The 20,783-nt window shown below is 70.2% G+C and carries 17 protein-coding genes; 6 read left to right on the top strand and 11 right to left on the bottom strand.

Translation table 11 applies throughout. The annotated features are described in order from the left end of the window. Window positions 1-9: 9 nt before the first annotated feature. Together EIZ45_RS21810 and EIZ45_RS21805 are read left to right on the top strand one after the other, a co-directional pair. Window positions 10-564, top strand: coding sequence for a nuclear transport factor 2 family protein (locus EIZ45_RS21810; RefSeq protein WP_134666032.1), 555 nt, complete (start codon window positions 10-12; stop codon window positions 562-564). Between the two features lie 66 nt (window positions 565-630). Then, entirely contained in the window at window positions 631-1,206 is a 576-nt protein-coding gene (locus EIZ45_RS21805; RefSeq protein WP_134666034.1) for a TetR/AcrR family transcriptional regulator, read from the top strand. Between the two features lie 58 nt (window positions 1,207-1,264). Here the strand turns inward: EIZ45_RS21805 and EIZ45_RS21800 are convergent, their stop codons facing one another. The 4 genes from EIZ45_RS21800 to EIZ45_RS21785 are packed head-to-tail and all read right to left on the bottom strand — an operon-like array spanning window position 1,265 to window position 4,396. Beyond that, window positions 1,265-1,591 (bottom strand): putative quinol monooxygenase, encoded by a 327-nt coding sequence (locus EIZ45_RS21800; protein WP_134666036.1) that lies wholly within the window; start codon window positions 1,589-1,591, stop codon window positions 1,265-1,267. Between the two features lie 26 nt (window positions 1,592-1,617). After that, window positions 1,618-2,643 carry an NAD(P)-dependent alcohol dehydrogenase gene (locus tag EIZ45_RS21795; protein WP_134666038.1) on the bottom strand — a complete coding sequence of 342 codons (1,026 nt, stop codon included), beginning with the start codon at window positions 2,641-2,643 and terminating at the stop codon, window positions 1,618-1,620. Beyond that, window positions 2,640-3,371 (bottom strand): iron-sulfur cluster assembly protein, encoded by a 732-nt coding sequence (locus EIZ45_RS21790; protein WP_134666040.1) that lies wholly within the window; start codon window positions 3,369-3,371, stop codon window positions 2,640-2,642. Before EIZ45_RS21790 ends, EIZ45_RS21795 begins: the two co-directional genes overlap by 4 nt. Then, the gene (locus EIZ45_RS21785) at window positions 3,371-4,396 is read right to left on the bottom strand and encodes an amidohydrolase family protein (protein WP_134666042.1); all 1,026 of its coding nucleotides are present in this window, start codon (window positions 4,394-4,396) and stop codon (window positions 3,371-3,373) included. The genes EIZ45_RS21790 and EIZ45_RS21785 overlap by 1 nt, the downstream gene beginning before the upstream one ends. Before the next feature lie 179 nt (window positions 4,397-4,575). Here EIZ45_RS21785 and EIZ45_RS21780 point away from each other — a divergent pair, with 179 nt between their 5' ends. The 4 genes from EIZ45_RS21780 to EIZ45_RS21765 all read left to right on the top strand — a co-directional run bounded on the left by EIZ45_RS21780 (window position 4,576) and on the right by EIZ45_RS21765 (window position 9,343). Then, complete coding sequence (locus EIZ45_RS21780) at window positions 4,576-6,027, top strand: helix-turn-helix domain-containing protein (RefSeq protein ID WP_051171511.1); 1,452 nt, start codon at window positions 4,576-4,578, stop codon at window positions 6,025-6,027. 154 nt (window positions 6,028-6,181) lie between these two features. Continuing rightward, complete coding sequence (locus EIZ45_RS21775) at window positions 6,182-7,321, top strand: glycerol dehydrogenase (protein WP_134666044.1); 1,140 nt, start codon at window positions 6,182-6,184, stop codon at window positions 7,319-7,321. Window positions 7,322-7,603: 282 nt separating this feature from the next. Further along, entirely contained in the window at window positions 7,604-8,488 is an 885-nt protein-coding gene (locus EIZ45_RS21770) for an MIP/aquaporin family protein (RefSeq protein ID WP_134666046.1), read from the top strand. A 78-nt stretch (window positions 8,489-8,566) separates the two neighbouring features. Further along, entirely contained in the window at window positions 8,567-9,343 is a 777-nt protein-coding gene (locus EIZ45_RS21765) for an acetoin reductase (RefSeq protein ID WP_043827579.1), read from the top strand. 130 nt (window positions 9,344-9,473) lie between these two features. On the opposite strand, the gene EIZ45_RS21760 is transcribed toward EIZ45_RS21765, so the two are convergent. From EIZ45_RS21760 to EIZ45_RS21730, 7 genes are all read right to left on the bottom strand, one after another. Further along, window positions 9,474-11,027, bottom strand: a complete 1,554-nt coding sequence (locus EIZ45_RS21760) for an AMP-binding protein (RefSeq protein WP_134666048.1) — start codon at window positions 11,025-11,027, stop codon at window positions 9,474-9,476. A 27-nt stretch (window positions 11,028-11,054) separates the two neighbouring features. Beyond that, window positions 11,055-12,311, bottom strand: coding sequence for an aspartate aminotransferase family protein (locus tag EIZ45_RS21755; protein WP_134666050.1), 1,257 nt, complete (start codon window positions 12,309-12,311; stop codon window positions 11,055-11,057). A gap of 97 nt (window positions 12,312-12,408) precedes the next feature. Further along, a complete protein-coding gene (locus EIZ45_RS21750) occupies window positions 12,409-14,175 on the bottom strand; it encodes a hydantoinase B/oxoprolinase family protein (RefSeq protein WP_134666052.1) in 1,767 nt (588 codons plus the stop codon). Window position 14,176: 1 nt separating this feature from the next. Next, on the bottom strand, window positions 14,177-16,252 hold the full coding sequence (locus tag EIZ45_RS21745) for a hydantoinase/oxoprolinase family protein (protein ID WP_134666054.1): 2,076 nt from the start codon (window positions 16,250-16,252) through the stop codon (window positions 14,177-14,179). A 37-nt stretch (window positions 16,253-16,289) separates the two neighbouring features. After that, entirely contained in the window at window positions 16,290-17,897 is a 1,608-nt protein-coding gene (locus tag EIZ45_RS21740) for a cytosine permease (protein ID WP_134666056.1), read from the bottom strand. 273 nt (window positions 17,898-18,170) lie between these two features. Next, a complete protein-coding gene (locus tag EIZ45_RS21735; protein ID WP_037814436.1) occupies window positions 18,171-18,809 on the bottom strand; it encodes a response regulator transcription factor in 639 nt (212 codons plus the stop codon). Further along, a complete protein-coding gene (locus tag EIZ45_RS21730) occupies window positions 18,806-20,689 on the bottom strand; it encodes a PAS domain-containing sensor histidine kinase (RefSeq protein ID WP_167756517.1) in 1,884 nt (627 codons plus the stop codon). The genes EIZ45_RS21735 and EIZ45_RS21730 overlap by 4 nt, the downstream gene beginning before the upstream one ends. Window positions 20,690-20,783: the final 94 nt, after the last annotated feature.

The raw sequence follows: 20,783 nt of genomic DNA, 5'->3' as shown, positions 1-20,783 counted from the left end.
GGGGAATCGATGACCGACGAGACCGTGGCGGCTTTGGTCCGCAGGGTCGAGGTGCTCGAAGCCGAGGCGGACATCCGGCGGCTGCAGGCGCGCTACATGTTCCTCTGCGACACGCCGAATCCCGAGTACGGCGTGGCTGACGACGCGAAGAGGATCGAGCTGATCCTTGAGCTTTACACCGAGGACGCGGTGTGGGAAGGCGTCGGCGAGTACTACGACGGCCAGTTCGGCCGCGCCGAGGGCAAACCGGCGATCCGCGAGCACTTCCAGCGGTTCTGGGGCGAGAAACAGGATCCGGCGCTGCTGCTGAACGCGCACTACCTGACTTCGGAACAGATCCACGTGCACGGCGACACCGCCGACGGACAGTGGATTCACATGCAGCCGTGGCTGTTCTCGGACGGGAAGTCGTTGCTGCGCTCCAGCCGGCTCAACAACGCCTTCCGCAAGGAGCCCGAAGGCTGGCGGATCACCCGGACCCGCACCGAAAACGTGTTCGTCGCCCCGCTGCCGGACCGGTTCGCGAGCGACTACCCGTCGACGTCGGTGCTGCTGAAGCCGTGACCGGCCCCTCCTGTCCGGTTCGCCGCGGATTACGCTGAGCCGAGGCAACCGGACGGGAAGGACGCGATGGCAGGGCTGGCATACGGTACGGGACGGCAAGCGCTGCTGGACGCCGCGGTACGGGTCGTAGCGGCGCAGGGCCTGCGCGGGCTGACCTACCGCTCGGTCGCCGCCGAAGCCGGCGTCACCCACGGTTCGGTCCGCTACCACTTCGGCGACTGGCGGACGCTGGTGGAAGAGGCGCTCGCGCACTGCGTCGAGCGCAGCGTCCAGGGTGCGGAGCTGTCGTCGCAGGGCGAGGGCTTCGACGAGTTCGCCTCGGGTCTGGTCTCGCTCGTGACCGCCGATCCGGGCGCACAGGCCTTCCAGTACGAATTGACCATGGAAGCCCGGCGCCGCCCTGAACTGCGCCCGGTCATGGAACGCGCCAACGACCTGTACCGCGACGCGGTGCGCCGCGAACTCGCCGCACACGGCCTCGATGACCCCGACCTGGCCGAACTGGTATTCCTGGCCCTCGACGGTCTGGTGTTCCACTTGACGGCGTTCGGGGACACGTCGCGCGGCGAACGAGCGGCGGCGAAGCTACGGGCGTTGCTGCGGGCGTATGCGGGGACTGCGGCTGAGCGCAGCGTGGAGTAGCCGGGGCTGGCTTGACCATGCGTCAAGCCAGCCCCAGCCGGACTGTTCCCGGTACCGGTCAGTCGCGCACGGCCAGTTCGCCGAGTTCGGACCAGCCGTCCTGGTCCACCTTGGCGTGCACGATGCGCGGGGTTTCGGCCAGATAAGGCGGAAGCTCGCGCTGCGCGGTCTTGAAGTGGGCCGAACCGACGTGGGCGGCACCCGCGTCGTCGTCGCGGAATGCTTCCACCAGCACGTATTCGCTGGCGTCGGCGAGGCTGCGCGACCACTCGTACCAGAGGCAGCCGGGCTCGGCCCGCGTCGCTTCGGTGAACGCGCGGGAGATCTCGGGCCACGCGTCCGCGTGTTCCGGCTTCACCCGGAACTTGGCGGTGATGAAGATCATCGGTCTCCTCGGAGCGGTTTTCCGTTTCAGGGAACCAGGATCGCGCGTCCGCGGACGCGGCCGGCGGCCAGGTCGTCGAGCGCGTCCTGAAAGGACTCGAGCGGGTAGGTCGCGGTGTGCAGGCGCACGCGGTCCTGCGCGGCCAGCACCATCAGCTCGCACAGATCGGTGTAGGAGCCGACCAGGTTGCCGATGAAGTTGATCTCGGCGGAGATGATGTCGATCGTGGGCACGTCGATGTTTTCGCCGTAGCCCACCACGTGGTAGTCGCCCGCGCGGCGCAGCATCGCGACGCCGTCGCGGGTCGCGCCGCCCTCTCCGACGAAGTCGAGCACGGTCTCCGCGCCCTCGCCGCCGGTCAGCTCCCGCACCGCGGCGACGTGCCCGCCGTCGGCGACCACGCCGTGGTCCGCGCCGATCGATTCGGCCAGCTTCACCGCGTCCTCGTTGCGGTCGACCACGATCAGCTCGGCGGCGGTGAGCGCCTTGAGCACCTGGATGCCGATGTGCCCGAGCCCGCCGGCGCCGATCACCACGCACCGGTCGCCCGGGCGCAGCCGCCGGGCCGCCTTGGCCGCCGCGTGGTACGCGGTGAGCCCGGCGTCGGCGAGCGCGGCGACATCGGCCGGTTCCAGCGAATCGTCGAGCTTCACCACGCTCCGCGCGGAGGTCTTGAGGTACTCGGCGTAGCCGCCCGCGGTGTCGATGCCGGGGAATTGGCTGGCCGCGCAGTGCACGTCGTCGCCGGCGCGGCAGGCGCGGCACAGGCCGCAGGTGATCAGCGGGTGCACGATCACCTTGTCGCCCTCGGCGACGTTGGTGACCGCGCTGCCCACCGCGTGCACCCAGCCCGCGTTCTCGTGGCCGATCGTGTAGGGGAGCGCGACGCCGGACTTCTCGGCCCACTGCCCTTCGAGGATGTGGATGTCGGTGCGGCACACGCCGGCCCCGCCGATCCGCACGACGACGTCGTACGGGCCGGCGACCTCGGGGACGGGTACGTCGGCGAGCCGAAGTTGCTGGTCGTAACCGACGACCTGGACTGCTTTCACGATGCTCGGGCCTCCTCGGGCGAGCCGGGCCGCGGCGCCTGGTCGGCCGCGGATTCGGGATAACGGGTGCGGAGCAGGCCGCGGCAGAAGTGCGCGTTGCCGTCGATCGAAATCCGGACCGACCGCGCGAACCGCAGCCGCAGCGGTACTTCCTCCTTCGGATACGGCCGGCCGAGGTCGTCGACGAGCACCGGCTGGTCCGGCGTGACCGCGAGACCGAGCGCTTCCCGGCGGCGCAGGAGCGCGGCGGTGACCCGGTCGTCAGGCAGGTCGCCGAGCGTCACGTCGTGCAGCGCCTCTTCGCTCAGGTCGCCGTCCGCGCGCAGCAGCGCGGTGAGCGCCCGTTCCATGGCCGCGGTGTGCGCCTTGCGCCGGAACGTCGCGCGCAACTGCTCGAGGTCTTGCTCCGCCTCGTCGCCGAACGTGCCGCGATAGCCGGCATCGGCGGCGAGGCCGCGGTTGATCAGGTCCGAATCGTGGTGGTCGTCCAGCAGCACCTCGACCCGGCCCGCCTCGGGCAGCGCGGTCAGCACGTCCTTCGCGTCCGACGCCATCAGGTACGCGAAATTGGGCGAACAGAACGAAGTCGGCAGCCGCAGGTGCACGGTCAGCGTTCCGTCGCGGGCTTCGAGCGAACGGACGAAGCCGAGATCGGTGATCGGTTCGTCCAGTTCGGGGTCGAAGACGGCGGACAGCGCGGCGCGGGCGCGCTCTTCCAGTGCGGGCATCAGCCGACCGCCACCGCGTCGGGGGTCGCCTCGGCCGGATCGTCGGCGACGCGCAGTTCGGCCGGGACCTCGATGTCGTACATCGCCGCCGCGTTGAGCCCGAGGATCTTCTTCTTGACCTCGGTGGTGAGCGGCGGGTACTCGGTCATGTCCGCCGGGATCTGGAAGTCGACGAACTTCTCCACCAGCCACTTCGGCGTCCAGATCGCGTAGTCGCTGGAGAACTGGATCCGGTTCTCGTCCAGCCAGTACAGCAGTTCCCCGATGATCTGCGCGAAATACCGCGGCCGGGTGTGGATGAACGGCATCGCGACGGCGAGCCCGGCGTGCACGTTCGGCTCCTGCGTGGCGATCCAGCAGAAGTCCTCCAGCCGGGGGAGCCCGCAGTGCTCGATGACGAAGTTCAGCTCGGTGAAGTCGGTGGCGACCTTGTCCACGTCGGCGACGTCGAACGCGTCGCGGTCCAGCGGCCGGATCGTCGGGCCCTTGTGGATGTGGATGTTCTTGACGCCCAGCTCCTGGGCCGCCTCCAGGTAGCGGTAGCTCCACTTGTCGTCGAGCTTCCAGCCGCGCGAATCGCCGAACCATTCGGCGGTGTAGAGCTTGGCGCCCTTGAGCCCGAACCGTTTCGCGTCCTCGCGCAGCTGCTTGAGCCCGTCCTCGCCGAACCGGGGGTCCCAGCAGTGGTTGTAGGTGAGCTTGTCCGGATGCCGCTGGGCCAGCGCGAACGCTTCCTCGGTCTGCCCGAAGCCGTTGGTGTAGAACGCGGGCAGCAGGGCCGGCTGGAAGATCGCGTGGTCGACGTAGCCGTCGGCGAACAGGTCCTTCATCAGCCGGTCGCCGCCCTGGTAGAGGTAGTCCTCGTAGGGCCAGACCTCGGACTCCGGGCTGAGGTTGCGGTGGTAGTCGTAGAAGCAGTCGATGAACTGCTTGCCGTGGATGTTGCGCTGGTTGCCCGGCCGGGCGTCCCAGAGCGCGACGTGCGCGTCCAGGATGTAGTAGCTCTCCCCGTCCTTGGTGTACATCGGTTTCCTCTCCCGTCGTGACCTCATCGGCACGTCCGGACTCGGACGGTAGGGATCCCGGCGCAGGTCAGGCAGGGCCGCGCTGTCTCAGTTTGAGACAGCGGCCGCACTGCGGAGCGCCCGCGCGCGGGTAGCCTCGATCCCGTCCGACGCAGTGGCGCGTCTCCTGGGAGGCCGATATGGCGCACAGCCCGCGCGAATCGGGGCCGCTCGCGCCGCGAGGTTCGACCGCACCGCGGTTGCGCGCCTCGTGGCAGCGCAGCGAGCGTTACGGGGTGCCCGGCGACGAGGTCACCCCGGTGTTCAGCGGTGCGGTGGACACTGAATCGTTGCTGTACGACTGCGGCAACGAAGTGCTCGAGGGGTTGCACGCGACGCTCGCGAACGAGCCGATCAGCCTCATGCTCACCGACGCCGAGGGCCTGGTGCTCAGCCGGATGTGCGGGGACATGGGGATCACGCGGTCGCTCGACCGGGTCCACCTGGCGCCGGGGTTCTATTTCGCGGAGAGCAATGCCGGCACGAATGGACTGGGGCTAGCGCTCGCCGACCGCGTGCCGTCCTTGGTGCGCGCAGGGGAGCATTACTGCACCAGCCTCCGCGGCTACACGTGCGCCGCGGTCCCGGTGCTGGAGCCGATCAGCGGTGCGCTGGCGGGCAGCGTGAACCTCACGACCTGGTCGGAGCAGTCCTCGGAGCTGCTGCTCGCGCTCGCGCAGACCGCGGCGGGGCACACCAGTGCGCTGATGCTGGCGCGCGCGTCCGGGCGGCAGTCGCGTCCGGCGCCGCGCGGCGAGGTGTACCGGATGTATGCCGACCGGCTCGATCCGCCGCGGTTGTCGGCGACCTGGCAGCACGCGGTCTCCGAAGCCTCGGCTGCCATGCGCTGGGGACGGACGGTCCTCGTGACGGGCGAGCCGGGAGCGGGCAAGACCGCGCTGGCGGCACTCGCGCGCCGGGAGCTGCACTCGCGCGAACGGCTGCTCAACGCCCGCGCGCCCGCCCCGGAAGACGTGCAGACGTGGCTCACGGTGTGGGAACCCGAGCTGGGCAAAGACGACACCTGCGTGATCGTGGCCGGCGTCGACGCGTTGCCGGCGTGGGCGGCGAGCGAACTGGCCGCCCGGTTCGCGGCGCTGCGCGAGCGCGGCAGTGCCGCGTCGTTCGTGCTCACCGCCGCCTCGGCTGAGGTCCCGGCCGCGCTCCTGCCGCTGGTGGACACCGTGGTCGAGGCGCCCTCGCTGCGCTTCCGGCCGGACGATGTGCTGCCCTTGGCGCACCACTTCGCCCACCAGTCGCGGGGGCGGGCCGTCGCGTTCACGCCCTCGGCGGCGCGCGCACTGTGCGCCTACGACTGGCCGGAGAACGTCAAACAACTCCGGCGGGTGGTCCAGGCCGCCGCCGCTCGCTCGGAGACGATCGACAGCAGGCACCTGCCCGCGGAAATCTTCACGAACGCCGGGCACCGGCTCAACCGCCTGCAGGCACTCGAACGCGACGAAATCGTCCGCTGCCTCGCGCAGCAAGGGGCGACAGTGGTTGCCGCGGCTGAGGAACTCGGCATGGCCCGGGCCACGCTCTACCGCAAAATGGCCCAGTACGGGATCGACCAGCGCCAGTTTCGCTCGTGACGCGGACAGCCGCGCCGTAGCGACGTTCAGTGGGACCGGCCGGGTGTCTCAAAGTGAGACGGCAGGTCGCGCCGCTCCGCTTGCCGCCTGCCTACGATCGGGCCACCGGCCGGTCGAAGGACATGGATTCGGCAAATCCGAAGGAGCATCAGCAATGTCGCTGCGCACCGTGATCAGCCCGAGCAGGTACGTCCAAGGAGCCGGCGCGATCCGGCGGCTCGGCGAATATCTCGCGCCGATCGGGGCGAGGCCGGTGGTCGTCGCCGACGATCTGGTGTGGGGAATGGTCGGCCACGACGTCGAGACGTCGTTGAAGAGCGCGGGCCTGCCGGTGCGGCGGGAGACGTTCCGCGGCCTCCCGAGCGCGGCGGAGGTCGATCGGATCGCTGGTGTCCTGCAAGAAACCGGTGCCGATGTGGCGGTCGCGGTGGGCGGCGGGAGCGCGATCGACACGGTGAAGGCCGCGGGCCACCTCGCCGGGATCCGCTGGGCGAACTGCCCGACGGTGGCCTCGACCGACGCCCCCTGCAGCGCGCTTTCGGTGATCTACACCGAAAACGGCGAATTCGAGGAGTACCGGTTCTTTCCGCGCAACCCCGACCTGGTGCTCGTCGACTCGCAGGTGGTGGCGAACGCGCCGGTCGAACTGCTCGCCGCCGGAGTCGGCGACGCACTGGCGACGTGGCTCGAAGCGCGCGCCACCGCCCAGTCGAACTCGGCGACGATGGCGGGCGGGCTGCCCACGGTCACCGGCACCGCGCTGGCCAAGCTCAGCTGGGAAGTGCTGTGGAACAACGCACTTCAGGCCGTCGACGCGGTGCGCGATTCCCAGGTCACGCCGGCAGTGGAAAAAGTGATCGAAGCGAACACGCTGCTGTCCGGCCTCGGCTTCGAATCCGGCGGACTCGCCGCGGCGCACGCCATCCACAATGGACTGACAGCGGTCGCCGCCACCCACGGGCTCGCGCACGGCCAGAAGGTCAACATCGGGTCGATCGCGCAACTCGTGCTGGAAGGCGCGCCGTCCGCCGAGGTCCGCGACTTCGTCGAGTTCACGACCCGGGTCGGACTGCCAACGACCCTGACCGAAGTCGGCCTGCGCAGCGACGACCACGACAGCCTGCGCGCGGTCGCCGACGCCGCGACCGCCGAAGGCGAGACCATCCACGCTATGCCGTTCGAGGTGCACAGCCGCGACGTCGCGAGTGCGCTGGCCTCGATCGAACGCTTCGCGACCAGGGTCCGCCGCGAGGCGAAACTCCCTGACCCGGTGCCGTATCTGGCGCACGCCTGACGAAACCACGTCCGCCCGGGCGGCGGAAACCCTTGCCGCCGCCCGGGTATTCAAGCCTGCCCGTCTGTGACCGACACGCCATCTTTGCGCAGGCGGGGAGCCCTCGTGCGGCTCCGCGGCGGCTACGGCGATCCGCTCGCCGTGCCTTACACCGCGTACGCCTGACGAAATCACGACCGCCCGGGCGGCGGCGGAGCGGAAATCCTCGCCGCCCGGGTATTCAACCCTGCCCGCCTGCAACGGCTCCGGGCGGCGAACGGCACTTCGGGTCAAGGAGGACCAGTGACCGACACACCACCTTTGCGCAGGCAGGGAGCCCTCGCGCGGCTCCGCGGCGGCTACGGCGACCTACTCGCCGAATTCTTCGGCACGTTCGTGCTCATCGCGCTCGGCGACGGCTGTGTCGCCATGGCGGTGGCCGGACTGCCCGGCTCGGGCCGTACCGCCGGCCCCACGGTGATCTTCCAGGGCACCGGCGACTGGATGCTCATCGTGTGGGGCTGGGCGTTCGCGGTCGCGTTCGCCGTCTTGCTCGCGGGCGGCGTCAGCGGCGCGCATCTCAATCCCGCGGTGACGTTCGCGATGGCATTGCGGCGGCGGTTTCCGTGGCGGCGAGTTCCTGGTTATTGCGGAGCACAGCTTTTCGGCGCGTTCGCGGGCGCTGCACTGGTTTTCGCGGTGTACCACCCGGCCATCCGCGCGTTCGAGGCGGCGGCCGGCGCGGACGGGAAGAACACGACGTTCACCATTTTCGCGACCGCGCCCGCGCGTTATTTCACCGATTGGCTCGGACCGCTGCTGGACCAAGTGGTCGGCACCGCCGTGCTCCTCGCGGTGGTGCTCGCGATCATCGACGGCCGGATCGCGGCGTCGACACCGAAAATGGCTCCCTTGCTGATCGGGTTCACCGTCGCCGCGATCGGCCTCTCCTACGGCGCGAACGCGGGTTACGCGATCAACCCGGCTCGCGATCTCGGCCCGCGGCTCTTCGCGTTCCTCGCCGGATGGGGCGACGCCGCACTGCCCGGCCCCGGCGGCTATGTGTGGATTCCGATCGTCGGACCGCTGATCGGCGGCACCGTCGGAGTGCTGCTGTACGACTTCTTCATCGGCGATGTCCTGCACGCGCGCGATTCGATCCCGCTCGGGAAAAGCGTCTCAAAGTGAGACAACCGCCGCGTTGAACAGCCCGGAAACGCCGCCTACATTTCTGCCGGATCCCAGCGAAGACAAAGGAGTTGTCGCATGAGCAAGAACATTCTCGTCACCGGTGCCGCCCGGGGCATCGGCAGGGGAATCGCACTGCGCCTCGCGGCGGACGGGCACGACGTCGCGGTCAACGACATCCCGGCCAACGCGGGCGAACTGGAAGCGGTAGCCAAGGAAATCCGCGCAGCCGGCCGCCGCTCCGCGACAGTCACCGCGGACGTGTCCGACCCGGCCGCGGTGACCGCGATGGTCGGGGAAACCGTGCAGGCGCTGGGTTCCCTGGACGTGATGGTCGCGAACGCGGGCATCGCGCAGGTTCTTCCGCTGCTGGAACTGACGCCGGAGGACTGGGACCGGATGATGGCGGTCAACGCCCGCGGCATGTTCCTGTGCTACCAGGCCGCCGCGAAACAGATGATCGAACAGGGCGGGGGAGGCAAGATCATCGGCGCCGCCTCGATCGTCGCGCACCGGCCGTTCGCGTTGCTGGGCCACTATTCCGCGTCGAAGTGGGCCGTCCGCGGGCTGACCCAGGCCGCGGCGATGGAATGGGCCAAGCACGGCATCACCGTCAACGCCTACTGCCCGGGCATCGTCGGCACCGCGATGTGGGACCTCATCGACGAGAAACTGGCCGAATCCGAAGGCCTGCGCAAGGGCCAGGCCATCGCGAAGTACTCCGACCTCATCCACCTGGGCCGGGTCTCCGTCCCGGAGGACGTGGCCAGCTACGTGTCCTACCTGGCGTCCCCCGATTCGGACTACATGACCGGCCAGTCCGTGATGATCGACGGCGGGATCCAGTTCTCCTGAACCGCGCCGCGAGCTCCGGGCACCGGCCCACGGTGCCCGGAGCTTGGGAGTGCTTCTGGCCAATGCCACCATCATGCTCGTCGACCGCACCCCGCGCGAGTGTCCAAAAAGGAATCCCCGGTGACCTCCCTCAGCCAGCCTGGCTCGCAGCACGCCGTTCGCGCAGCACGAACTTCTGGATCTTCCCCGTCGACGTCTTGGGCAGCTCCCCGAACGTCACGGACTTCGGGGCTTTGAAGCGGGCCAGCCGTTGCCGGACGTGGTCGATGATCTCCTGTTCGGTCGCGGCGAGTCCGTCGAGGAGCGTGACATAAGCCGCGGGCACCTCGCCCCAGCGAGAGTCGGGTACCGCGATCACGGCCGCCTCGCGGACGGCGGGGTGGTCCATGATCGCCTGTTCCACCTCGATCGACGCGATGTTCTCCCCGCCGGAGATGATGATGTCCTTCGCCCGGTCGCGCAGTTCCACGTAGCCGTCGGGGTGCACCACGCCGATGTCCCCGGTCCGGAACCAGCCGTCGGGCGCCGCCGCTGCGGTCGCGGCCGGGTCGTCCAGGTAGCCGAGCATGACGTTGTTGCCGCGCAACACGATCTGCCCCGCGGTCTCGCCGTCTGCCGGGACGTCGTTCCCGTTCTCGTCGATCACCCGGGGGACGCACGAGATCATGTTCCCGACGCCCTGGCGCGCCATCAGCCGCACGCGGGTCCGCTCCTCGAGGGAGTCCCATTCCGGGCGCCGGTCGCAAATCATGGCGGGGCCGTAGGTTTCGGTCAGCCCGTACAGGTGCGTGAGGTCGAAGCCCAGGGACTCCATCCGCCGCAGGATGGCCGGTGACGGAGGCGCGCCGCCGGTCGCGATCCGGACGGTTCGTCCCGCAGGGAGGGCGGCCGCCTCCTCGGCGTACGCGATCATCGACAGCACGGTGGGAGCGCCGTTGAGGTGCGTTACGCCCTCCTCCCGGATCAGCCGCCACACCTGCGCGGGGTCGACTTTCGGCAGGCACACGTGCGTCGCGGCGGCCGCGGTCACCGCCCACGGGAAGCACCATCCGTTGCAGTGGAACATGGGCAAGGTCCACAGGTGCACGGCCGACGGCGTCAATCCCGTGTGGCCGACCATCGCCATGGACTGCAGGTAGGCCCCGCGATGGTGGTACATCACGCCTTTGGGCCGGCCGGTCGTTCCCGAGGTGTAGTTGATCGACAGCAGCGCCAATTCGTCGGACGGCGTATGCCGCACCGGTTCGGCCGCGGCCAGGAGCGCCTCGTAATCCTCCCCGGCGCGGATCCGTCGGGGAGGGGAGTCGAGCCGCGCGAGGGCGTCGTCGGCGAGGGCGTCGAACGACGGATCGTGGATCAGCACCGAAGCCCCGGAATGCTGGAGAATGTAGGCGATTTCCCGCGCGGAGAGCCGGGTGTTGACCGCCACCAGCGGCACTCCTGCCCACACCACGCCGAAGTGCGCTTCCAGCAGCACATGCGTGTTGGGCGCCAGCACCGCGACGGGTCGGGCCTCGCTCATTCCCGCCAGCGCACCGGCGAGGCGGGTGCACCGCTCGCGGAACTCGGTGTACGTCCAGCGCCGGTCCCCGTCGATCACCGCCGTCCGGTCGCCGTGCGCCGCGGCCGCACGATCGAGGAACGACGTCGGGGTCAGGGGTTCGAACGACAACGGCGGTGGCATCCGCGGTCCTTTCTGAAGATGGGCGGGCTACAGCTGGCGGAGCACTTTGTCGAGTGCGTCGGCGGTGGCGTCGATGTCGGCGGGGGTGTGGGCGGTGGAGAGGAAGACTTTTCCCGAGGGCATGAAGAGGAAGCCGTGGTGCAGCATGCCGTCGAGGATGTGGCTCCAGGGGCCACCGGTTCCGTGCAGGCCGGTGGCGCCGCCGTCGGGGACGTATTGCAGGAGCGAGCCGACCCGGTTGAGGCTGCCCCGGCCCGGTGCGGAGGCGAGCACGGCGCCGACGGTGTTCTGGAACTCCTCGGAGACGCGTTCCAGCGCGAGGTAGACCTCGGGGTCGGCGAGCACGCGCATGGTCGCCTCGACGGCGGCCAACGCGACGGGGTTGGCGTTGAACGTCCCGGCATGAACCACGCCGGACGTCACCTGATCGATCAGGTCGGCGCGGCCGACGACGGCGCTCTGGGTGAATCCTCCGGCGATGGCTTTGCCGAACACGGACAGGTCCGGGTGCACGCCGTATTTCTCGGCGGCACCGCCGCGGGCGATGCGGAATCCGGCGATCACTTCGTCGAAGACGAGGACGACGTCGTGCCGGTCGCACAGGGCGCGCAGCGCGGGCAGGAACTCCGCCGACGGGGCTTCGACGCCGCCGTTGCTCATGATCGGGTCGACGAGCACCGCCGCGATGTCGCGTTCCACTGCTTCGGCGAGCAGGCGTTCGGCCATGGCGATGTCGTTGAAGCGGGCGATGACGAGGTCGTCGAGGACGCTGGGCGTCTGGCCTTTGGACGCCGGTGCGGGGGCCCGGTCGGTGTCGGTGTCGGCGAGTCCGGCGTAGACGCTGTCGTGCCAGCCGTGGTAGCTGCGGGCGAATTTCACCACCCGCCGCCGACCCGTCGCCGCCCTCGCCAGGCGCAGGGCGATTTGGACGGCTTCGGTGCCGGTGTTGCTCCAGAGCAGTCGTTGCCCGTGCGGGACCGCGTCCAGGACGGCTTCCGCGGCCAGGTATTCCAGGGCGTGGCCGGTGCCGACGACCTGCATCCGGGTCGCGGCCGCGCAGGCTGCTTCGACGATGCGGGGGTCGCTGTGGCCGACCAGCATCGGTCCCCACGCCATGACGTAGTCGACGTAACGGTCGCCGTCGAGGTCCCACACGTGCGCACCGCGTGCTTCGCGGACATAGAGCGGATGCGGCCGCATCGCGAGGCGCAACCCCGACGCCACCCCGCCGCCGATGCTGCGCCGGGCCCGTTCAAAAGCCAGACGCGAACTTTCCAGTGCCATCAGGAAATCCCTCCTCGAGAGACCGAAGCAATCGCCGAGGTCGGCGTTGAAATGGATGGCGCCGTGGCCACAATTGCCGTTGGCCACGGCGCCTCGCTCACACTGCTCCCAAGGCGGCCCGTCGCCGTTGGGTCGCGTCATGGTCGACCCGGGGCGCGTGCCCTTCTCCGACGATGACCACGCCGTACACCTCCGCGGCGGCGTCGCGGGTGACGTAACCCTCGGCGACGTCGTGGAGTACCGCGTCGGCGTCGCGGGTACGCGGGTCGCCGAATCCGCCGCCGCCCGCGGTCGTGTTGAGCACGTACTGGCCCGGTTCGAGGGCGATCGCGCCGGTGCCCGGCAGGTCGGTGACCTCGCCGGTCGCGTGGCGGAGCGCGGCCGCGGCCGTGGCGCCGGGGCCGCCGCCGTGGATGCCGTTCGGCGGCGACTCGTGGGCGTCGAGCGTCCACACGACGTCGACCGGGTTTCCGCGTGCGGTGTAGGCCAGTTCCATCGCGTTGGCCCCGCGGTGCCTGCCAGGCCCGCCGGAGTCGGGGAGCAGCCGCACGTAGTCGAACTGGACCGGGTACTTCTGCTCGTTGATCTCGATCGAGTCCCGGTACAGCAGGCCGGCGCAGACCGGCAGGATCCAGGTCAGCCATCCGTCGCAGTCCCGCGAGGCGGGTCCGCCGTTGTTGGCGACGAACATCTGGTTCACGAACGGCATCCCGGTCCGCCAGTCGGTCCCGGAGATGACGCCCATGCCCGGTCCCATGCCGGTGCCGCCCTCGGCGACGCCGTGGCCGGTGCCCGCTTCGCCGAGGGCCGACTGGGCGAGGTTGACCAGCCGGTCCGCGACGTTCGTGGTGGCCATCGAGGCGGACGTCGGGTGCCGGGGGATCCCGACGACGCAGTTCTCGCGCAGGAGGACCTCGACTCGGCGGAAAGCACCGGCGTTGTGCGGCACGGTCGGGTCGATGTTGTTGAACAGCCCGGCGATCGCCATGTTCGTCGCCGTCGAGCGCGTCATGTTCAGGCCCGCCGGAACGCAGTCGGGGTTGTCGCGCAGGTCGATGCTGACCCGGCCCGCCTCGGCGTCGACCGTCAGGTCCACCTTGAGCGGGATCGGGGGCAGCGGCCCGACGCTGTCGTGCTGCCCGTGCCGCACGTAGCGCCCGGACGGCAGCGCCGAAATCGCCGCGGTCATCCGGCGCTCGGAGTAGTCGAACCACTCGGCGACGAACTGCCGGATCAGCTCGAGGCCGTAGACGTCGACGAGTTCCTTGAGCCGGCGTTCGCCGGTCCGGGCCGCGCCCAGCGTCGCGAGGTAGTCGCCGTACCACTGGTCGGGCACCCGGATCCGCCTGCGGCACATCTCGATGACGTCGGAGATGTCCTCGCGGTCGCGCTGGACCTGCACGCACGGGAAGTTGAGCGCGCCCTCCTCGTAGACGTCCTTGGCCATCGCGAAATAGGTCGTGGGCATGCTGTTGCCGATGTCGGCCTGGTGCGACTTGGCGACGGCGGTGAAGAGGTGCGTGTCGCCGACGAACACCGGCACCATGATCGTGTGGTCGGCGTGGTGCGAGCCGCCGACGTAGGGATCGTTGTCCAGATAGGCGTCGCCGTCGCGGAGGTCGGGATGCCGGCGGCGCAGTTCGGCGGTCTGCAGATGCGCGCCGAAGATATGCACCGGCAGGCCTTCGGCGGAGGCGAGCAGTTCGTCCTCGCCGGTGACGATCGAGCAGGAGAAGTCCCGCGCGACGGCGATGACCGAGGAGCGGCCGGCGCGCAGCAGCGTGCTGGTCATCTCGCGGACGATCGTGTCGAGCCGGTTGGCGATGACCGCCATCTGGGCGGGGTCGAGGGTCCCGGATGTCATGTCAGACCTCCACGAGGTAGTTGCCGGCGGACGTGACGTGCAGGCGGGCGCCCGGCGGCACGACGAGGGTGCTGGTCGGTTCCTCGACGATGAGCGGTCCCGCGAGGACGGTGCCGGGCGGTCGCGACCCGCCGGCGACGACAGTCGTGTCGTGCCAAGCGCCGTCGAAGTAGGCCGGTTTGACGCGGTCCGCGCCCGTGCGGACCGGTTCGCGCCCGTCCCGGCGCTCGGTGACCGCGGCGACCGCGCGGCTTCCGACGGGGGCGCGCAGCCGCGCCTTCCACGTCAGGCATTCCAACGGCGCACCGGGTTCCTTCACCGAGAAGACGCGCTCGTGGGCCTCGTCGAAGGCCTGCCGGAGTGCGGCCAGGCCGTCGGCGTCGTCGATCTGCGCGCCGACTGGCACTTCCAGCTCCCATACCTGGTACGCGTAGCGGGCCTCGACGAGGTGGTCGACGGTGATGCCGTCGACGCCGCGCTCGCGCAGTCCGGCGGCGAACTCGTCCGCGCGCTCGTCGAGTCCTTTGAGGACGCTGTTCACCGCTTCGAAGTCCCAGGACCTGGTGTCGGCGAACTGGCTGGCGGTGAACTCCGCGACGATGTCGGAGAACTGGCCGCCGGTCGCGCTGAGCGCTCCGGCCGATCGCGGCATCAGCACCGAGGAACACCCGAGCGCGCGCACGATCGCCGCGATGCCCAGGCCCGCGGCACCACCGCCCGCGACGACCAGCGCCCGTGCGGGATCGACGCCCTCGTTGATGGTGATGTCCTGAATCGCGCCGACCATGTGCTCGTTCGCGACGGTCAGTACGGATTCCGCGGTCTTTTCCCGGCTGAGCCCGAGCGTCGCGGCGAGCCCGTCGACCGCGGTGTTGGCGGCGTCGCGGTCGAGCGGCATGCGGCCGCCGAGGAATGTGTCCGGGTCGAGGTAGCCCAGGACGCAGGCAGCGTCGCTGACGGTCGGCTCGGTCCCGCCGCGGCCGTAGCAGGCAGGCCCGGGATCGGCGCCGGCGCTGCGCGGGCCGACGCGCAGGAGCCCGCCGTCGTCGACCCACGCGATCGAGCCGCCGCCGGACCCGATCGAGCGGATGTCCACCGAGGCTGTTCCGGTCAGGTGCCCGAGATACTTCGGGCCCAGCCACGTTTCGTTGGTGAAGGTGACCGCGCCGGCCCGGACGAGCGAGACGTCGAAGCTCGTCCCGCCGGTGTCGCAGACGATCACGTCGCGGTTGTCGTTCTCGGCCCGGGCGAACGTCAGTCCGGCCACCGGGGCCATCGAGGGTCCGGAGCGGACCGTGTCGACCGGCCGGGCCGCGGCGTCGGGCAGGTGCAGCACGCCGCCGAACGAGGTCGCGACCATGAGTTCCCCGCGGAACCCGGCGGCGGCGAGATCCTCGGCGATGGCGGACAGGTGCGCGCTCATCATCGGTTTGAGGGAGGCGTCGATCGCGGCCGTCGAGGCTCGCCGGTACTCCCGGACGATCGGGTTGACCTCGTGCGAGAGCGTGTAGGGAATCCCGGGCAGCTCCTCGGAAATCAGCTCGCCGACCCGGCGTTCGTGCGCGCCGTTGACGATCGCCCAGAGCAGGCAGACCGCGACGGCTTCGACGTGCTGCGCGCGCAGCCGGCGGAGGATGTCCCGGACCGCGTCCTCGTCCAGGCGCCGCACGACGTCGCCCTCGGAGTCGATGCGTTCCGGGATTTCGCTGGTGAGCGCGCGGGGCACGTAGGGCTCGGGATAGCGCACGCTGAGGTCGAATCCGTCGTGCTTGCCGCCCTCGCGCAGCACGAGGATGTCTGGGAAGCCCTCGGTGACCAGCAGCGCCGTGCGGGCGGTGCGGCCCTCGAGGATGGCGTTGGTCGAGCGAGTCGTGGAGTAGACGAACGTGGTCGTGTCCGCGAGCAGCTGCCCGGCGGTGATGCCCAGTTCGGCAGCGGCGACCTCGACTCCTCCGCGCACGCCGTCGAAAGCTCGCTCGCGGGTCGGCGCCTTGCCGATCGTGAGGCGGCCGTCGGCGTCGGTCACGACCACGTCGGTGAAGGTGCCGCCGGTGTCGACGGTGATCTTGTAGGGCACTGGTCCAGTCCTTTCAGCAGGGGTTCGGAGCGGCCGGTCAGGCAGTGCGCGCGCCGGCGCGACGGGCGGCGCGGACGAAATCGGCGGATTCCGCGGCGCAGCCCGCGCAGATCGCGGCCAGGCCGGCGGACGGGTCGCGGTCCATTTCGATGGCGGTGTAGGAGAGTTGGCAGGCGTGGCACCGGATCCGGGTGCCCCAGACGTCGTCGACCTCGTCGCGCGGGTCGTCGCCGCGAGGCAGCAAGGGCGACCGTCCGACCCGTGTCCCGACGGCGTACAGGAGCGCGGCGAGGACGCAGGTGATCGCCGGTGCGAGGGTCGTGTACCAGGTGCCGGGGCGGCCGGATTCGGTCAGCCCGATCCCGGTCAGCGAGGCGAGGATCCAGGCCGCGAGGCCGGGCAGCACGTTGCGGAGGCGGCCGGGGCGGAACTCGGGGATGCCGTCGCGATCCCCGCGGACCAGCCCGATGTGGGTGAGCGCGATGGCGACCCAGGAGGCGACGAACACTCCCTGCCACGCCAGTGCGGTCAGCAGATAGGACAGCACGTCGGTGAGCATGAAGGCGAAGACGATGACTCCGGCGATCACCGACCAGACGATCCGGGGCCAGCGCAGCCGCAGCGCGCGTTCGCCGAAGGCCTCCAGGTTGGTCGAGGCGACGTAGTAGTTCGCCGTGTTGATCCTGGTTTGGCTGACCAGAATGAACAGCAGTCCCGCGACGCCGAGGGCGCCGAGCACCGCGTCGATGACCCCGGTCTCCGAGGCCGCCTGCCCCGGCAGGACGGCGGTGGTCACGAAGATGCCGATGACGCCGTTGAGCACGAATGTGGCCAGGTAGTAAGGAATTCCGAAGGTGACCCGCGAGTGGAACCGCGCGTCTGAAGGGCGGCCAAGGCGGGCGTAGTCGACGGCGAACATCATCAGGACCCAGGTGCCCAGGTAGACCATGAAGGCGGTGACCCAGCCGGGAAGCGCGAGCCCGGCCGGCGCCGGCGTGGCTGCCAGACCGGACGCGAATCCGTGCTGGATGCCGGCGGCGAGCACCAGCGCGACGAGCCCGGCGAGATAGAGCGGGAGCAGCACGCCGTTGAGCCGGTCGAGCCAGCGCTGGACTCCGCCGATCACGAGCGGCACGGCGTAGAGGACCACGATCGCGTACCAGATGCGGATGTCGCTGGTCGGCGCGAACCACCGCTGCAGCGCGACCGCGATCACCGAGCCTTCGAAGACCGCGTAGTAGATCGCGGTGGCGCCGAGCAGGAGCGGAGCGAGGCCGCCGCCGAGATAACCGAACAGCCGTCGGGAAAGCAGGGCCACGGTGAGCCCGGAACGGATGGCGTAGCGAACCAGCACGGCTTGAACGAGCCCGAAGACCACGGAGGCGAGAACCATGCCGACGACGGCGTTCGTGCGGCCGACGGCTTGGTCCACGGAAACAGCTACGTAGAGCCAAAACATCGCGCTGAAAGTCGCGAGCCACGCCATCGACAGGGACGTCCGGCCTGCCCGGCCGGTCAGCGGCACGACGTGGGTGGCGTAGTCCTGGGTCGCGGCCTGCTTGACGACCGCGGGGTCGTCGGTGCGGGTGATGCGGAGCGGAGGTCTGACGGGGTGTTCGGTCTCCGGGAAGGAATCGGCAGTCATGGGGCAGTCCTCGGATGGCCATGGTCGTGTCCGCCGCGGGCGGGTGCGGCGGACACGACCGGATGGGCCGCCGTCGACTGGGCGGCGACGCTGCGAACCGGCGAATGCGGTTCCGGCGACCGGGCCGCTGGGGTGGGCGGGCCGTCGATCGCCGCGGACAACGCTACGAGCGGCCCTTGTGACCTGGGTCATCCCGGCGGACGGTCTTCGGGAGGAGATCGCTCCGGCCATCCGGAGGAGGAAGGCATCCTCCGCGCGGCCGGTGGCGGGGGATCAGTCGAGCAGGCCGCGCCGGATCGCCGCGGCCACCGCCGAGGCCCGATCGTTCACGCCGAGCTTCTCGTAGGCGTGCTGAAGATGAGTCTTGACCGTCGTCACGCCGACGAAGAGTTCGGCGGCGATGTCCTTGATCGCTGTTCCCTCGGCGGCGAGCCGCAGCACATCGCGCTCGCGCTCGGTCAGCGGCGGCTGCTCCTGCCGCCGGGCCTGTCGCCGGAGTTCCTCGGCCAGGCCCGTCTGCAACTCGGACGGAATGACGGTAGCTCCGCCGGCGACGGCCAGGACGGTCTCGGCGACGGTCTGCCCGGAGACGATCTTCATCAGGTAGGCGCGGGCACCGGCAGCCAGGGCTCGGTAGACCGTCGCGCTGTCCTCGTACGCGGAGACGATCACGCATCGCGACGCGAGGCCCTCGCGTGCGCACTGCTCGATGATCTCGATTCCGTCGGCCCCGGGGAGCATGAGGTCGAGCACCGCGACATCGGGTTCGGTCTGGCGAAGCAGTTCGAGCGCGTGCGCGCCGTCCCCGGACACTCCGACGACCTCGATTTCGGCATGGCTTCCCAGTTGCGCGGCCAGCCCGTCGCGATAGACGGGGTGGTCGTCCGCGAGCAGCACCCGCACCAGGTTCATCCGCGGCTCTCCGAGGTCAGTTCGCTGATCGTGCGGACGAGCGCACGAAGGTCGACGGGCTTGGTCAGGTAGGCGGCGGCCCCGGCTTCGGTGAGCCGGGTGATGCGCGGGCCGAGCGCGTCCGCGGACACGACGACCACCGGGATCGCCGCCGTCTCCGGCTGGGCGCGGAGGCGGGCGAGGACGTTCTCCCCGTCGGCGTCCGGGAGGTGCAGGTCCAGCAGGATGATGTCGGGCCGGGCCACGCGCGCGAGCGCGACGCCGTCGGCCCCGGTCCTCGCGCAGGTCAGCTCGGCGACGCGTTGCCGCTCGAGCACGCCTCGCACGAGTTCGACGTTCGCGTCGGCGTCCTCGATGTACAGGACGTGCACCGAGGACAGGTCGGCGAGCGGCTCGCCGGGCCCGGTCTCCGCCGCCTCGTGCTGCGGCCGCACCCCGGGGGCGATCGGCAGTTCGAGGAAGAACACGCTTCCCCGCCCCGGTTTCGACCGCTCGACCCCCAGCGTCCCGCCCATCGCCTCGACCAGGGTGCGGGAAAGGGTCAGGCCCAAACCGGTCCCTTCCACCTCGGTCCCGCCGGCGTCGAGCCGCTCGAACGGGGCGAAAACCCGCTCGGCCTCCTCGGCGGTCAGCCCCCGCCCGGTGTCGGTGACCAGGAACCGGATCCGCCCTTCGCCGGCGCGGAAGGACGCGGTCACCATGCCGTCCGGGCGGTTGTACTTCACCGCGTTGCTGAGCAGGTTCAACAGCACCTGCGCGAGCCGGCGCCGGTTGGCCACGACCGCGGTGTCGAGGCCGCCGTGGAAGTCCCGGGCGAGGGTGATCCCGCGGGCCTCCGCCAGCGGGCGCACGAGGACCAGCGCTTCCTGGAAGGCCTCGACCGCGCCGACCGGCTCGACCTCGACGTCGAGGCCGACGTGCTCGGTGGTGGTGATGTCGAGGACCTCGTTGATGAGGTTCAGCAGGTGGTGGCCCGCTTGCACGATCCGGTGCGCCCGGTCGGCCTGCTCGCCGCGCAGGTCGAGCTCCAGGAGCTGGCCGAAGCCCAGGATCGAGTTGAGCGGAGTGCGCAGCTCGTGGCTCATCCGGGACAGGAACTCCGTCTTCGCCGCGTTGGCGCGCTCCGCCTCGTCGCGAGCGAGGCGGACGGCCTGCTCGGCGTGGCTGCGGTCGGTGATGTCCGTCGAGATGCCGCCGACCGCGTACGGCTTTCCGTCCTCGCCGATCAGCGGGAACTTCGTCGACAGGTAGATCGTGTCTCCCGGGACCAGCTCCTCGAACATCATGCTTCGGGCCGCGTCGAGAACGCGCCGGTCGTTGGCGTGATAGGTGCGGCCGAGCCGGGCGCCGAAGATGTCGTCGTCGGTCATCCCGACGACGTCCTCCCGGCGGACCCCGGTGGCTTTCTCGAACGAACTGTTGATCAGCAGGTAACGCCCGTCGGCGCCCTTGAGGTAGATGAGCGCGTCGACCGCGTCCGCGATCGCCTGCATCATCTGCTCGCTCTCCCAGAGCGCGCGATCCGCCCGGGAGCGCGACGCGGTGACGTCGAGCTGCACGAGCACCAGCCCGGCGAGCTCGTCGGACCGCAACCGGTCGACGCGCAGAAGCACCGGAGTCTCCCCGCCAGCACCGGCGAGACTCACCTCGCGCGGTCCGCGGCCGGACGCTAGCGCGTCGGCGGGCAGAGCCGGGAACAGCTCGCTCAAGCAGGTGCCCGCCGGAACAGAACGGCCGAGCAGCGCGCTGAACGCCGTGCTGGCGGCGACCACCTCGGCACCGTCCGGTCCGTGGCGCACGATCAACGACGGCGCGACCGCAAGCTCGATCAGCTCCGCGGCCGCCGTCGATACTCCGTTGGATCGGCGCGACACGTCCACAGCCGCAGATCCTAGGCGCACACCGGCAGTGCGTCGGCCCATGACGCTGGTAAGCAGGGGGAATTGAGCTCGCTCTTTCGATTCAGGTCGCCGC

This window comes from Amycolatopsis sp. CFH S0740 (assembly GCF_004522315.1).
GTDB classification, from domain to species: Bacteria; Actinomycetota; Actinomycetes; order Mycobacteriales; family Pseudonocardiaceae; genus Amycolatopsis; species Amycolatopsis nivea.
This window is presented reverse-complemented; position numbering and strand designations above follow the sequence as displayed.

What these genes read in the sequence shown, in the direction of transcription:
- EIZ45_RS21810 (WP_134666032.1), top strand. Translation starts at nt 10, where the DNA reads ATGACCGACGAGACCGTGGCGGCTTTGGTCCGCAGGGTCGAGGTGCTC.
- EIZ45_RS21755 (WP_134666050.1), bottom strand. Translation starts at nt 12,311, where the DNA reads ATGGCACTGGAAAGTTCGCGTCTGGCTTTTGAACGGGCCCGGCGCAGC.
- EIZ45_RS21775 (WP_134666044.1), top strand. Translation starts at nt 6,182, where the DNA reads ATGTCGCTGCGCACCGTGATCAGCCCGAGCAGGTACGTCCAAGGAGCC.
- EIZ45_RS21735 (WP_037814436.1), bottom strand. Translation starts at nt 18,809, where the DNA reads ATGAACCTGGTGCGGGTGCTGCTCGCGGACGACCACCCCGTCTATCGC.
- EIZ45_RS21800 (WP_134666036.1), bottom strand. Translation starts at nt 1,591, where the DNA reads ATGATCTTCATCACCGCCAAGTTCCGGGTGAAGCCGGAACACGCGGAC.
- EIZ45_RS21740 (WP_134666056.1), bottom strand. Translation starts at nt 17,897, where the DNA reads ATGACTGCCGATTCCTTCCCGGAGACCGAACACCCCGTCAGACCTCCG.
- EIZ45_RS21760 (WP_134666048.1), bottom strand. Translation starts at nt 11,027, where the DNA reads ATGCCACCGCCGTTGTCGTTCGAACCCCTGACCCCGACGTCGTTCCTC.
- EIZ45_RS21785 (WP_134666042.1), bottom strand. Translation starts at nt 4,396, where the DNA reads ATGTACACCAAGGACGGGGAGAGCTACTACATCCTGGACGCGCACGTC.
- EIZ45_RS21790 (WP_134666040.1), bottom strand. Translation starts at nt 3,371, where the DNA reads ATGCCCGCACTGGAAGAGCGCGCCCGCGCCGCGCTGTCCGCCGTCTTC.
- EIZ45_RS21765 (WP_043827579.1), top strand. Translation starts at nt 8,567, where the DNA reads ATGAGCAAGAACATTCTCGTCACCGGTGCCGCCCGGGGCATCGGCAGG.
- EIZ45_RS21780 (WP_051171511.1), top strand. Translation starts at nt 4,576, where the DNA reads ATGGCGCACAGCCCGCGCGAATCGGGGCCGCTCGCGCCGCGAGGTTCG.
- EIZ45_RS21750 (WP_134666052.1), bottom strand. Translation starts at nt 14,175, where the DNA reads ATGACATCCGGGACCCTCGACCCCGCCCAGATGGCGGTCATCGCCAAC.
- EIZ45_RS21805 (WP_134666034.1), top strand. Translation starts at nt 631, where the DNA reads ATGGCAGGGCTGGCATACGGTACGGGACGGCAAGCGCTGCTGGACGCC.